11 protein-coding genes are annotated in these 12453 nt (G+C 72.6%); 6 read left to right on the top strand and 5 right to left on the bottom strand.

Features of this window, described 5'->3' with window-relative positions; translation table 11 throughout:
* Position 1 precedes the first annotated feature (1 nt).
* Positions 2–1129, bottom strand: a complete 1128-nt coding sequence (locus Aeryth_RS16315; RefSeq protein ID WP_067860818.1) for a glycerophosphodiester phosphodiesterase — start codon at positions 1127–1129, stop codon at positions 2–4.
* Between the two features lie 62 nt (positions 1130–1191).
* Positions 1192–1719, bottom strand: a complete 528-nt coding sequence (locus Aeryth_RS16310; RefSeq protein WP_067860816.1) for a TetR/AcrR family transcriptional regulator — start codon at positions 1717–1719, stop codon at positions 1192–1194.
* A 148-nt stretch (positions 1720–1867) separates the two neighbouring features.
* Here Aeryth_RS16310 and Aeryth_RS16305 point away from each other — a divergent pair, with 148 nt between their 5' ends.
* Positions 1868–3451, top strand: a complete 1584-nt coding sequence (locus tag Aeryth_RS16305; protein ID WP_083516516.1) for an MFS transporter — start codon at positions 1868–1870, stop codon at positions 3449–3451.
* Positions 3452–3693: 242 nt separating this feature from the next.
* Here the strand turns inward: Aeryth_RS16305 and Aeryth_RS16300 are convergent, their stop codons facing one another.
* Positions 3694–3912, bottom strand: a complete 219-nt coding sequence (locus Aeryth_RS16300) for a hypothetical protein (protein WP_067860814.1) — start codon at positions 3910–3912, stop codon at positions 3694–3696.
* A gap of 142 nt (positions 3913–4054) precedes the next feature.
* Entirely contained in the window at positions 4055–4948 is an 894-nt protein-coding gene (locus Aeryth_RS16295; RefSeq protein WP_067860812.1) for a LysR family transcriptional regulator, read from the bottom strand.
* Between the two features lie 72 nt (positions 4949–5020).
* Here Aeryth_RS16295 and Aeryth_RS16290 point away from each other — a divergent pair, with 72 nt between their 5' ends.
* Positions 5021–5908, top strand: a complete 888-nt coding sequence (locus Aeryth_RS16290; protein ID WP_144433833.1) for an EamA family transporter — start codon at positions 5021–5023, stop codon at positions 5906–5908.
* Position 5909: 1 nt separating this feature from the next.
* On the opposite strand, the gene Aeryth_RS16285 is transcribed toward Aeryth_RS16290, so the two are convergent.
* On the bottom strand, positions 5910–6458 hold the full coding sequence (locus Aeryth_RS16285; protein WP_067860808.1) for a TetR/AcrR family transcriptional regulator: 549 nt from the start codon (positions 6456–6458) through the stop codon (positions 5910–5912).
* 45 nt (positions 6459–6503) lie between these two features.
* On the opposite strand from Aeryth_RS16285, the gene Aeryth_RS16280 reads away from it, so the two are divergent.
* Genes Aeryth_RS16280 through Aeryth_RS16265 form a run of 4 tightly spaced genes read left to right on the top strand, consistent with a single transcriptional unit; the run spans position 6504 to position 12345 of the window.
* Positions 6504–8096 (top strand): carboxyl transferase domain-containing protein, encoded by a 1593-nt coding sequence (locus Aeryth_RS16280; protein WP_067860806.1) that lies wholly within the window; start codon positions 6504–6506, stop codon positions 8094–8096.
* 7 nt (positions 8097–8103) lie between these two features.
* Complete coding sequence (locus Aeryth_RS16275; protein ID WP_067860804.1) at positions 8104–9954, top strand: acetyl/propionyl/methylcrotonyl-CoA carboxylase subunit alpha; 1851 nt, start codon at positions 8104–8106, stop codon at positions 9952–9954.
* Entirely contained in the window at positions 9951–10880 is a 930-nt protein-coding gene (locus Aeryth_RS16270) for a hydroxymethylglutaryl-CoA lyase (protein WP_236749763.1), read from the top strand. The genes Aeryth_RS16275 and Aeryth_RS16270 overlap by 4 nt, the downstream gene beginning before the upstream one ends.
* A 40-nt stretch (positions 10881–10920) precedes the next feature.
* Positions 10921–12345: a phytoene desaturase family protein gene (locus tag Aeryth_RS16265; protein WP_067860800.1), complete on the top strand. Its 1425-nt coding sequence runs from the start codon at positions 10921–10923 to the stop codon at positions 12343–12345.
* Positions 12346–12453: the final 108 nt, after the last annotated feature.

Here is a 12453-nt window from a genome sequence, read left to right as displayed (position 1 = left end):
CTCAGCGGCGCTTCTGCCAGGCGGCGCGGGCGGCGACGGCGGAGTCGGGGTAGTCGGCGAACACGCCGTCGACGCCGGCGTCGAAGTAGCGGAACAGCTCGGTCCGCACGTCGCCCTGGGCGTTCGGGTCGGTGCCGAGGCGCAGGTCGGTGGGCAGGAACTGGTTCTCGTTGCGGATCGTGTAGACCACGACCTTGAGCCCGGCGCGGTGCGCGTCGGCCACGAGCGACGTCGGCGTCGTGTGCGCGCCCTTCGCGTCGCGGGGGATGACCTGGCTCTTGTCGGGGCCGATCCAGCGGGCGTAGCGGGCGACGGAGCGCAGACCCTGCGGCGTCGTCAGGTCGGCGTAGGTCGTGTCGTCACCGCGCGACACCAGGTCGTACGGCGCGCCCGACGCCGACGTCAGCTGCACGAGCGGCACGCGGGTCCAGCGGGCGAGCTCCTTGAGGTTGGAGGTCTCGAAGGACTGGACGACGATCGGTGCGTTGCGTCGGTCCCAGCCGGCCTTGCGGATCGCGCGCACGAGCGGACGGTTGAGGTCGAGCCCGATGGAGCGGAAGTAGGTGGGGTGCTTGGTCTCGGGGGCGACCGCGATGGTGCGGCGGCCGCGGCTCTCGCGCTTCGCGAGCTCGACCACCTCCTCGAAGGTGGGGATCTCGAAGCGCCCGTCGTACACGGTGTTGCCCGGCCGCACCTGCGGGAGACGCTCGACCGCACGCAGCGTCTTGAGCTCGGCGAGCGTGAAGTCCTCGGTGAACCAGCCGGTCACGTCGACGCCGTCGATCACCTTGGTCGTGCGCCGGTCGGCGAACTCCGGGTGCGAGGCGACGTCGGTGGTGCCGCTGATCTCGTTCTCGTGACGGGCGACCAGGACGCCGTCCTTGGTGCTGACGAGGTCGGGCTCGATGACGTCGGCGCCCTGGCGGATGGCGAGCTCGTACGCGGCGAGCGTGTGCTCGGGTCGGTGGCCCGACGCACCGCGGTGGGCGAAGACGGTGACGGTGCGGGTCGGCTTCTTGCCGTGCTGGACGACGGGCTTGTCGTGCGTGGGCGCGACCGGGGTGGCGACCGCGACGCTGGGGGTGGCGATCGCGCCGGCGGCGGCGAGACTGACAGCGAGCAGCTTCATGACACCAGGGCAGCCGCCGCGGGTGAACATCGGGCGACATCGCGTCGCCGATCATATGACGGTCAGAGGGCGCCGAGGCGCTGCAGCACGTCGCGCACGTGCTGGAGGGCGTTCTTCTCCGCCAGCCCGGTGGTGTCGTCGAAGTAGAGGCCGTCGCCGATGAGCTGGATGGTGCGGGCCAGGGACTCGTCGCCGAGGTGCTCGCGGAGCACGACGAACCAGCCCTCCCGCAGGTCGGCCAGCGCGTCCGAGGCGCGGGTGTCGTTCTCCTGCGCGATGCGACCTGCGGCGATGAGGGCACGGTCGAAGTCGGAGCCGGAGTCGACGGACGTCTCGAGGTAGTAGCCCACGGGCCCCTCGGGCGCCTCGCTCATTGCCTCGGCGTCGCGCGCGCCCTGCTCGCGCAGCCGGGTGAGCATGCCGTCGACGAGCTCGTCCTTGCTGTGGAAGTGGTACAGCAGACCGCCCTTGGAGACCTCGGCCTGCGCGGCGACGGCGTCGAGCGTGGCCGCGCGGCTGCCCTGGGTGACGAGGAGCGTCTCGAACGCGTCGAGCACACGGTCGCGGGTGGAGCGCTCGGCCGGCGGCATGGCGTGAGCCTACCCGGCGGGGTGCGACACGGATCACCGACGCGGACGGGTACGTGGGTTAGGAACTGTACCGGCTGGACGGTATAGTGTAGGTCGTGGTCCGGGCGCTGCCCGGACCGTTCCACGTCCGCCGAGAGGAGGCCCCGCCATGACCACCATCGACCCCCGCTTCGACGACGCTCGTCCGTCGAGCCCCCACGCATCGGCACTGCCCGAGGTGCCCCCCGTGCGCGCGGGCCTGCGCGAGTGGTGCGCCCTCGCCGTCCTGATGATCCCCGTGCTGCTCGTCTCGGTCGACAACACCGTGCTGAGCTTCGCGCTGCCGTCGATCAGCACCGAGCTGCGCCCGACCGGCTCCCAGCTGCTGTGGATCGTCGACGTCTACGCCCTCATGCTCGCGGGTCTGCTCATCGCGATGGGCAGCATCGGCGACCGCGTCGGTCGGCGCCGGCTGCTGGTGATCGGCTCGATCGGCTTCGGCGCGGCGTCCCTGGTCGCCGCCTACGCGAGCAGCGCCGAGATGCTGCTCGCGGCTCGTGCGCTGCTCGGCTTCTTCGGCGCCACGCTCATGCCGTCGACGCTCTCGCTGCTGCGCAACGTCTTCCACCACGCCCACGACCGCCGGCTCGCCATCGCAGCCTGGGCGGCCATGTTCTCCGGTGGTGCAGCCCTCGGGCCGGTGCTCGGCGGCTACCTGCTCGAGCACTTCTGGTGGGGCTCGGTCTTCCTCATCAACGTGCCGCTGATCGTGCTGCTGGTGCCGCTGGCGCTGTGGCTCGTGCCGGAGTCGAAGGACCCGAACCCGGGACCGCTCGACCCGACGTCGATCATGCTCGCCGTGGTGGCGATGCTGCCGGTGGTCTACGGCATCAAGCACCTCGCGAAGGCCGGCCTCGACGACGTGACGCTCGCGTCGTTCGGTCTCGGTGTCGCCGCCGGTGTGCTGTTCGTGCGTCGTCAACGGCGCAGTGCGTCGCCGATGCTCGACCTCACGCTGTTCCGGAACCCGGTCTTCAGCGGGGCGCTCGCCGCGAACCTGCTGAGCCTCATGGGCCTCACCGGCTTCCTGTTCTTCGCAGCCCAGCTGCTGCAGCTGGTGCTGGGACTGTCGCCGATGACGTCGGCGATGGTGCTGCTGCCCGGTCTGCTCGTCACGATGGCGTGCGGCTTCGTCGCAGTGCGGCTGGTGCGCCGCTTCCCGGTGCGCGTGCTCGTGAGCCTGAGCTTCGTCGCGTCGTCGCTCGGCTACGCCGTGGCGGCGTTCACCGGGCACCCGACGGTCGTGAGCGTCCTCGTCGCCTTCGCGGTGATGGGCGTCGGCATCGGCCTGGCGGAGACCCTGACGAACGACCTCGTGCTCGCGGCCGTCCCGCCGCACAAGGCAGGGTCGGCGTCGGCGATCTCCGAGACCGCCTACGAGATCGGTGCCGTGCTGGGCACGGCGGTGCTGGGGAGCATCCTCACGGCCACCTACCGGGCCGAGCTGACCGTGCCGGCCATGCTGCAGCACGGTGAGCGCGACCACGCCTTCGAGACGCTCGGCAGCACGTTGACGATGGCCGACCGGTACCCGAACGAGATGGGTGCGGCGCTCGCGGAGTCGGCGCGTGCCGCCTTCGACCTCGGCGTCCAGCGGACGTCGGGTCTGGCGATCGGCGTGGCTCTGCTGGCCGCCCTCGTCTCGTGGCGCACGCTCAAGCACGCTCCGTCGGTGGAGAACGTCTCGCACTGAGGACGGCTGCGTCCCCGTTCATCGGGGACGCGGTCGCCCAAAGTTCCAGACCAGGAAGAGGACGAGCGTGCCCAGGAGCACGATCGACCCGGCACGGTCCCAGTCCGGTGTCGGGTCGACGCCGACGAGGTGCCGCGCGTACGCGTAGGCGAGCGCGAGCAGGGTGATCTCCGTCCAGTGACGAGGATGCCGGGGATCGTGGTCCAGCTGCGGCTGGGGTGGCGCATGGGTACCTCCGGTGGTCAGTCGTGGTGATCGCGGTGGGGGCGTCGGTAGATCGCTCCGAGGACGGACGCGAAGGTCGTGAACAGCACGAGCTGGGCGTAGAGGGCCCAGTTCATGGTAGCGTCGACGTCGAGTGCGCGGCGCGCGGCGACGAAGACGAGGGCCAGTGCGGCCAGCGCGACCGCCTGGGCGACGAAGCCCAGGACGACGCGGCGGCGTGGCGAGGTGGAAGGCATCGGGTGCTCCTCTGGATCGTCGATGACTCGACCCTCTCGACGTCCGTGGTCGAGGACCAGACCTCTTCACGATGTCGGTGGATGGGGTTGACAGCGGGAGGAAGGGGTGTGGAGAACCTTCCGAGAGGTCGGGACCGGCGGGTCAGGAGATGGCTGCGACGAGGGCGTCGCGGAGGGCTCGGCGCGCCGGGTTGCCGGTGGTCGCGCGTCGCCAGACGAGGCCCACGCGGCGCTCCGGGACGGGGTCGACGACCGGCACGCACACCACGTCGTCGGGCAGCGGGCCGCGACCCAGGCGCGGCACGAGCGCGACCGCCACGCCCGCGGCGGCCAGCGCCACGTGCGACGCGTACTCGTTGTCGGTGAAGCGCAGGTCGGGTCGCAGGCCGTGCCGCGCGAACATGACGAGCAGCCAGTCGTGGCACAAGGTCCCGGCAGGCGTGCACACCCAGCGCTCCCGGACGAGGTCGCGCGGCGTGACGGTCTCGCGGTCGGCGAGGGCGTGCCCGCGGTGGACGACGAGGTCGGCGCGGTCGAGCAGGAGGTGCTCCTGCTCGACGCCGGGCGGGACGTCGAGGTGCACGCTCTCCCAGTCGTGGACGATCCCGGCGTCGGCGGCACCGCGGGCCACCTGCAGCACGACGTCGCGCGGGTCGGCCTCCGTCACCGTCACGCGCAGCTGCGGCGCCGACGCCTCCAACGCCGCGAGCGCGGGCGCCAGCAGACCGCGGTGCGCGGTGGTGAACGTGGCGACGTGGAAGGAGCCCTGGGGACGGTCGACGTCGTGCCCCAGGTGGCTGAGCGTCTCGAGCTCGTCGAGCACCCCCGCACCGCGCTCGGCGAGGAGGCGGCCGACGTCGGTGAGCACCACGCCGCGGCCGACGCGCTCGAGCAAGGGACGGCCCTGCTGGCGCTCGAGCCGCTTGACCTGCTGCGACACGGCCGACGGCGTGTAACCGAGCGCGTGCGCTGCGGCGACCACGCTGCCGTGCTGGTGCACGGCGAGCAGCGAGCGGAGCGCACTCAGGTCGATCATGCACGAAACGTACATCGAATCGTGAAGAAAGCATCGCTGGACCTACATCGTCGGTCCGACGAGACTGAGCCGGTGACCCGTCGTGACAGCCTCCTCGCCGTGCTCGTGGCCGTGCTGTGGGGGTGCAACTTCGTCGCCATCCACCTGGGTCTGCGCGACGTGCCGCCGTTCCTGTTCCTCGCGATCCGGTTCGTGCTCGTCGCGTTCCCGCTCGTCCTGCTGGTGCCGCGACCGAAGGCGTCGTGGCAGGCGGTGGTCGCGGTCGGCGTCTTCATGAGCCTGGGCCAGTTCGGGCTGCTCTACCTGGCGCTCGCGATCGGCATGCCCGCCGGGTTGGCGTCGCTCGTGCTCCAGGCGCAGGTCGTGCTGACGATGGTCATCGCGTCGCTCGCGCTGGGCGAGCGGGCCACGCGTCGCCAGGTCGGCGGGGCGCTCGTCGGCACGGCCGGTCTCGTGACCGTGGCCGTCGGCTTCGGTGCCGGCGCGTCGATCGTGCCGCTGCTCGTCACCGTCGGCGCAGCGCTCTCGTGGGCGGTCGGCAACGTCGTGGCCCGTGCGGCGAAGGTCGAGTCGGGGCTCTCGCTCGTCGTCTGGTCGGCGCTGGTCGTGCCCCTGCCCTGCCTGGCCGTCTCGCTCGTCGTCGACGGACCTGCCGCGATCGGGGCCGCCCTTGCCGGGTTCGGCTGGACCGCGCTACTCAGCACGCTCTACACGGTCGTCGGGGCGTCGCTCGTGGGCTACACCATCTTCAACGGGCTCATGGCGCGTCACCCGGCGTCGTCGGTGGTGCCGTACATCCTGCTCGTGCCGCCCGTCGGCATGCTCACGGCGTGGCTCGCGCTCGACGAGGTGCCGAGCCTCGTCGAGGCCGTCGGGGGGCTGGTCATGCTCGTGGGGGTCGCCGTGGCGGTGACATCGGCGCGACGTCCCGCGGTGGTGGCGCCGGCGGTGACCGGCTGACTCAGGCGAGGAGGGCGGCGCGGGCCATGCGCGCGAGCAGGGTGCGCAGGGCGTCCTCGCCGATGCGCGCGCTGTGCGGGGTGGAGTTCAGCAGCCCGAAGACCGCCTGGACGACGGCGCGGGCCTCGGCGCGCTGCAGGTCGTCGCGCAACGAGCGGACGACGTCGACCCAGAGGTCGACGTACGCCAGCTGCAGGGTGCGGACCTCCGCGCGCGCGTCGGCGTCGAGCCGCGACCACTCCCGCTCCTGCACGACGATGTAGGCGGGGTGGCTGACGGCGAAGTCGATGTGCCAGTCCACCAGCGCGTCCAGCCGGTCCGACGCGTCGTCGTGCGCCGCGACCCTGGCGCGCCCGGTGTCGAGCAGCTCGGTGCTGATGTCGACCAGCGCCTGCGCCAGCACCTCCTCCTTGCCGCGGAAGTGCTTGTAGATCGCGGGGCCGGAGATGCCCGACGCGGCGCCGACGTCGCCCACGCTCACGCCGTGGAAGCCCCGGTCGGCGAAGAGCTCCACGGCGCTGCGGGCGATCTCGCGCCGTCGGGTGCTCATGGCGGCACGATACCGCACGAGGTTAATGGGTGTTAACCTCGCCGCATGACGTCCTCCCCGACGATGCGCGACCTGGTCGACCAGCTGCACGAGCGGCTCGCCGTGGTGCGTCGCGGCGGCAGCGAGGCGTCGCGCGAGCGGCACGTCTCGCGCGGGAAGCTGCTTCCCCGTGACCGCGTGGACCGCCTGCTCGACCCCGGCTCGCCGTTCCTGGAGATCGCGCCGCTCGCCGCGTACGACATGTACGGGGGCGAGGTCCCCTCCGCGTCGATCGTCACCGGCATCGGCCGGGTGGCGGGCCGCGAGGTGATGGTCGTGGCGAACGACGCGACCGTGAAGGGCGGCACCTACTACCCGCTCACGGTCAAGAAGCACCTGCGCGCGCAGACGGTGGCGCTGCAGAACCGCCTGCCCTGCGTGTACCTCGTCGACTCCGGCGGTGCGTTCCTGCCGATGCAGGACGAGGTGTTCCCCGACCGCGAGCACTTCGGCCGCATCTTCTTCCACCAGGCGCAGCTGTCGGCGCGTGGCATCGCGCAGGTCGCGGCGGTGATGGGCTCGTGCACGGCCGGCGGTGCGTACGTGCCGGCGATGAGCGACGAGACCGTCATCGTGAAGGAGCAGGGCACGATCTTCCTCGGCGGGCCGCCGCTCGTGAAGGCCGCCACCGGCGAGGTCGTCACGGCCGAGGACCTCGGCGGTGGCGACGTGCACGCCCGCAACTCCGGCGTCGTCGACCACCTCGCCGACGACGACGCGCACGCGCTCGACATCGTCCGCTCGATCGTCGGCACGCTGGGCCCGGCGCGCACCCACCTTGAGCCGCAGCCCGCCCTGCCGCCGCGCGAGGACCCCGAGACGTTGCTCGACGTCGTGCCCGTCGACGGCCGCACCCCCTACGACGTGCGCGAGGTGATCCGGCGGGTCGTCGACGACTCCCGGCTGCACGAGTTCAAGCCGCTCTACGGCGACACCCTCGTCTGCGGGTTCGCGCACGTCGAGGGCTACCCCGTCGCGATCGTCGCCAACAACGGCATCCTGTTCAGCGAGTCGGCGCTCAAGGGAGCGCACTTCGTCGAGCTGGCCAACCAGCGGGGCATCCCGCTGCTCTTCCTGCAGAACATCACCGGATTCATGGTCGGGCGTTCGTTCGAGAACGGCGGCATCGCGAAGGACGGCGCCAAGCTGGTCACGGCCGTCGCGTCGAGCGTCGTGCCGAAGCTGACCGTGGTGATCGGCGGCTCGTTCGGCGCCGGCAACTACGGCATGTGCGGCCGCGCCTTCGACCCGCGGTTCCTCTGGACGTGGCCGAACGCGCGCATCTCCGTGATGGGCGGCGAGCAGGCCGCCTCCGTGCTCGCCACCGTCCGCCGGGACGGCATCGAGGGGCGCGGCGAGGCGTGGTCGGCCGAGGAGGAGGAGACGTTCAAGAAACCCATCCGCGCCCAGTACGAGGAGCAGGGCAACCCCTATTACGCCACCGCACGCCTGTGGGACGACGGCATCATCGACCCGCGGGAGACCCGGCGCGTGCTCGGCCTCGCCCTGCAGGCCTGCGCGAACGCGCCCGTCCCGTCCTTCGCCGACCGACCCGAGACCGACGCTGGCGCGCCCGGCTTCGGCGTCTTCCGGATGTGAGCCGACCATGACCGAGACCACCGCACGCCCGATCGAGACCGTCCTGGTCGCCAACCGCGGCGAGATCGCGCGCCGCGTCGTGAGTGCCTGCCGGGCCGCGGGACTGCGGAGCGTCGCCGTCCACACCGACCTCGACGTCGCCTCCTTGCACGTGGCCGAGGCCGACGACGCCGTGCGCGTCGGCTCCTACCTCGACGTCGCGGAGGTCGTGGCCGCGGCCGTCGCGTCGGGTGCCGACGCCGTGCATCCCGGCTACGGCTTCCTGTCGGAGAACGCCGGCTTCGCGCGGGCCGTGCAGGAGGCCGGCCTCGTGTTCGTCGGACCGTCGCCCGAGGTGATCGAGCTGATGGGCCGCAAGGACCGTGCCCGCGACGTGGCCGAGCGTGCCGGCGTGCCGGTGACCCCGCGGCACGACGTCGACGACGTGCCGCCCGACGCGTACCCCGTGCTCGTGAAGGCGGCCGCCGGTGGCGGCGGCAAGGGCATGCACGTGGTGCGTCGCCCCGAGGACCTCGCCGGCGCGGTCGCCACCGCCCGACGCGAGGCGGCGTCGTCGTTCGGCGACGACACCCTCCTGGTCGAGGCGTACGTCGAGGGCGGCCGGCACGTGGAGGTGCAGGTCTTCGGCGACACCCACGGCACGGTCGTGCACCTCTTCGAGCGCGACTGCTCCGCCCAGCGCCGCCACCAGAAGGTCGTCGAGGAGGCACCCGCGCCCGACCTCGACCCCGCGCTCCGCGACCTGCTGCACCGCTCGTCGGTGGCGCTCTGCGAGGAGGTCGGGTACGTCGGTGCCGGGACGGTCGAGTTCCTCGTAGCTGGTGCCCCGGGCGACCAGACGGCGTACTTCCTGGAGATGAACACCCGCCTGCAGGTGGAGCACCCGGTCACCGAGCAGGTGACGGGCCTCGACCTCGTGCAGTGGCAGCTCGACGTCGCCGCGGGCCGGCCGCTCCCGCTCACTCAGGACGAGATCACCTGCACCGGCCACGCCGTCGAGGTGCGCGTGTACGCCGAGGACCCCTACACGGGGTTCCTGCCGCAGGCTGGCCACGTGCTCGACGCGCGGTGGGGCGGGCAGCAGGGGCACGAGGTCCACGCGGCGATCGAGGGGGAGGCGCACGTGTCGTCGGCGTACGACCCGATGCTCGCCAAGCTCGTGGCCCACGGCCCCGACCGCGACGCGGCGATCGACACGCTCCTGGACGTCGTCGACGGGTCCGCCGTCGAGGGCATCGCCACCAACCTCGGGTGGGTGCGTCGGCTCGTCGACTCCGCGCCGTTCCGCTCCGGGGAGGTGCACACGGGCTGGCTCGACGCCTACGAGGGTCCGCTCCTCGCGCGACCTGACGTCGCACCCGAGGCGCTGCGTGCGGCCGCGCTGCTGCTCGGCGAGCCCGAGGACACCTCACCGTTCGGCCGGGGCGACGGCTGGCGCTCGGCCGGACCTCCGAACCCCCTCGTCGTGCACGTCGCCGAGCCCGACGGCACGACCCACGCCGTCACCGTGGACCGCGGGCACGAGCACGCCGACGCCACCGCGCGCGGACGTCGCGTCTGGGCCACCTGGCAGGGCCAGACCTGGGTCCTCGAGCAGGCCGACGCCATGCGACGCACCTTGTCGGCCGCGGCCGGCGACGCCGACGTCGTCGCGCCCATGCCCGGGTCGGTCGTCGCGCTCGACGTCGAGGTCGGCGACGTCGTGGTCGAGGGCCAGCGGCTCGGTGCCGTCGAGGCGATGAAGATGGAGCTCGCGCTCGTGGCCCCCCACGCCGGCACGGTCACCCACGTCGGCGCCACGGTCGGCGACCAGGTCGCCATGGGCCACGTGGTCGTGCACGTCGAGGAGTCCGCGTGAGACTCCCCATGGTCGTGCCCGAACCGGGCCTTCCCGACCGGGTGACGATCTACGAGGTCGGGCCGCGCGACGGCCTGCAGAACGAGAAGACGGTCGTCCCGCTCGACGTGAAGGCCGCGTTCGTGCGCCGGCTGGTCGCCGCGGGGCTGCCCGTCGTCGAGGCGACGAGCTTCGTGCACCCGCGGTGGGTGCCGCAGCTGGCCGACGCCGCCGAGCTCGTCGAGGAGCTCGCCGAGGGCCCCACCTTCCCGCACCCCGTCCTCGTGCCCAACGAGCGCGGCCTCCACCGTGCGCTCGAGGCCGGCTGCGCCCACGTGGCCGTGTTCGCCAGCGCCACCGAGACCTTCGCCGCAAGGAACCTCAACAGCACGGTCGCCGACCAGATGACGATGTTCGCGCCCGTCGTGCGACGTGCGCTCGACGCCGGCGCCGACGTGCGCGCCTACGTGTCGATGTGCTTCGGCGACCCGTGGGAGGGTCCCGTCGACCCCGACGCGGTGGTGCGGGTCGGGTGCGAGCTGCTCGAGCTCGGCGCGACCCAGCTGTCGCTCGGCGACACGATCGGCGTCGGGACCGCCGGCCAGGTCGGCGACCTCGTGCGCCGCTTCGGTGCGGCCGGGGTCGGGGCCGACCGGCTCGCGCTGCACTTCCACGACACCTATGGGCAGGCCCTCACCAACGTCCACGCGGCGCTGCAGGCGGGGGTCACGACGTTCGACGCCTCGGCGGGCGGGCTCGGCGGCTGCCCCTACGCGAGGAGCGCGACCGGCAACCTGGCCACGGAGGACCTCGTGTGGTTCCTCACCGGGCTCGGGATCGGGCACGGGGTCGACCTCGACGCGCTCGTCGCCACCAGCACCTGGATGGCCGAGCGGCTCGGCAAGACGCCCGCCAGCGCCGTGGTGCGCGCGCTCGGCGGCGCCTGAGCGACGCGCTGCATCGTCCGGCCGGTGCGAGGATGAGGACATGACGTCGGCAGTGGTGGTGGGCAGTGGTCCGAACGGTCTGGCGGCGGCGGTACGGCTCGCGCACGAGGGCCTCGACGTCACCGTGCTGGAGCGGTCGGACCGGGTCGGAGGCGGCACGCGCACGTCGGAGCTGACGGTGCCCGGCCTCCTGCACGACGAGTGCTCAGCCTTCCACCCGATGGGCGTCGCCTCGCCGTTCCTCGGCTCGCTCGACCTCGAGCGGCACGGACTGCGCTGGCTCTGGCCCGAGATCGACCTCGCCCACCCGCTCGACGACGGGCGTGCCGGGGTGGTCAGCCGCGACATGGAGCGCACGGCGGCGTCGCTCGGCGTCGACGCGCGCACCTGGCGTCGGCTGTTCGAGCCGCTCAGCGACGGGTTCGACGACCTGCTCGCCGACGTCCTGCGCCCTGTCGTCCACGTGCCGTCGCACCCGTGGGCGCTCGGTCGGTTCGGGCTCAACGCCGCCCTCCCCGCCACGCTCCTCGCCCGACGCTTCGACGACGAGCCGGCGCGGGCACTGTTCATGGGAGTCGCCGCGCACGTGTTCGGCCGCCTCGACACCCCGCTGAGCGCGTCCGTCGGTCTCATGCTGACCGCCGCGGGCCACCGCTACGGCTGGCCGGTCGCCGAGGGCGGGTCGCAGGCCATCGCGGACGCCCTCGTGTCGCTGCTGGAGGAGCTCGGCGGCACCGTGCGCACCGGGGTGCAGGTGACGAGCCTCGACCAGCTGACCGACGCCAGCGGCGCACGTCCGGACGTCGTCATGCTCGACACCTCGCCGCGTGGCGCCCTCGGCATCGTGGGCGACGCGATGCCGTCGATCGTCGCGCGGGCGCTCCGCGCGTACCGGTACGGTCCGGCGGCGTTCAAGATCGACCTCGCGGTGGAGGGCGGCATCCCCTGGACCAACGACGACGTGCGCCGCGCCGGCACCGTGCACGTCGCGGGTGACGCGGCGGAGCTGGTCGAGGCGGAGGGTCGCACGGCTCGCGGCACGATGCCCGAGCGTCCGTTCGTGCTGCTGGGCCAGCAGTACGTGGCCGACCCCAGCCGCTCGCAGGGCGACGTGCACCCGATCTGGGCCTACGCGCACGTGCCGCACGCGTGGCCCGGCGACGCGACCGAGCAGATCATCGGCCAGGTCGAGCGCTTCGCGCCCGGCTTCCAGGACCGGATCGTGCAGGTGGTCTCGAAGAGCACGGCACAGCTCGAGGCGTACAACCCGAACTACGTCGGCGGCGACATCGGCACCGGCGCGAACACGTGGCGCCAGATCCCGCTGCGCCCGCGGCCGACGCTCGACCCGTACTCCCTCGGGGTCGAGGGCGTCTACCTCTGCTCCGCCGCCACCCCGCCCGGCGGCGGCGTGCACGGCATGGGTGGCTTCAACGCCGCCGAGACGGCCCTGCGCCGCCTCTGACCCTCCTCTCCCCTCCCCCGCTGAACCCACCCCCGCTGAGTGTGACGTTTGCGGGCCGAGAACCACGCTTTCCGCCCGCAAACGTCACACCCAGCGGGGAGGGGGAAG

The organism is Aeromicrobium erythreum, from assembly GCF_001509405.1.
GTDB lineage: Bacteria > Actinomycetota > Actinomycetes > Propionibacteriales > Nocardioidaceae > Aeromicrobium > Aeromicrobium erythreum.
The sequence above is the reverse complement of the archived record's forward strand: the minus strand, read 5'-3'. Positions and strand labels throughout refer to the sequence as shown.

What these genes read in the sequence shown, in the direction of transcription:
- Aeryth_RS16300 (WP_067860814.1), bottom strand. Translation starts at nt 3,912, where the DNA reads ATGCCTTCCACCTCGCCACGCCGCCGCGTCGTCCTGGGCTTCGTCGCC.
- Aeryth_RS16310 (WP_067860816.1), bottom strand. Translation starts at nt 1,719, where the DNA reads ATGCCGCCGGCCGAGCGCTCCACCCGCGACCGTGTGCTCGACGCGTTC.
- Aeryth_RS16295 (WP_067860812.1), bottom strand. Translation starts at nt 4,948, where the DNA reads ATGATCGACCTGAGTGCGCTCCGCTCGCTGCTCGCCGTGCACCAGCAC.
- Aeryth_RS16305 (WP_083516516.1), top strand. Translation starts at nt 1,868, where the DNA reads ATGACCACCATCGACCCCCGCTTCGACGACGCTCGTCCGTCGAGCCCC.
- Aeryth_RS16275 (WP_067860804.1), top strand. Translation starts at nt 8,104, where the DNA reads ATGACCGAGACCACCGCACGCCCGATCGAGACCGTCCTGGTCGCCAAC.
- Aeryth_RS16265 (WP_067860800.1), top strand. Translation starts at nt 10,921, where the DNA reads ATGACGTCGGCAGTGGTGGTGGGCAGTGGTCCGAACGGTCTGGCGGCG.
- Aeryth_RS16280 (WP_067860806.1), top strand. Translation starts at nt 6,504, where the DNA reads ATGACGTCCTCCCCGACGATGCGCGACCTGGTCGACCAGCTGCACGAG.
- Aeryth_RS16285 (WP_067860808.1), bottom strand. Translation starts at nt 6,458, where the DNA reads ATGAGCACCCGACGGCGCGAGATCGCCCGCAGCGCCGTGGAGCTCTTC.
- Aeryth_RS16315 (WP_067860818.1), bottom strand. Translation starts at nt 1,129, where the DNA reads ATGAAGCTGCTCGCTGTCAGTCTCGCCGCCGCCGGCGCGATCGCCACC.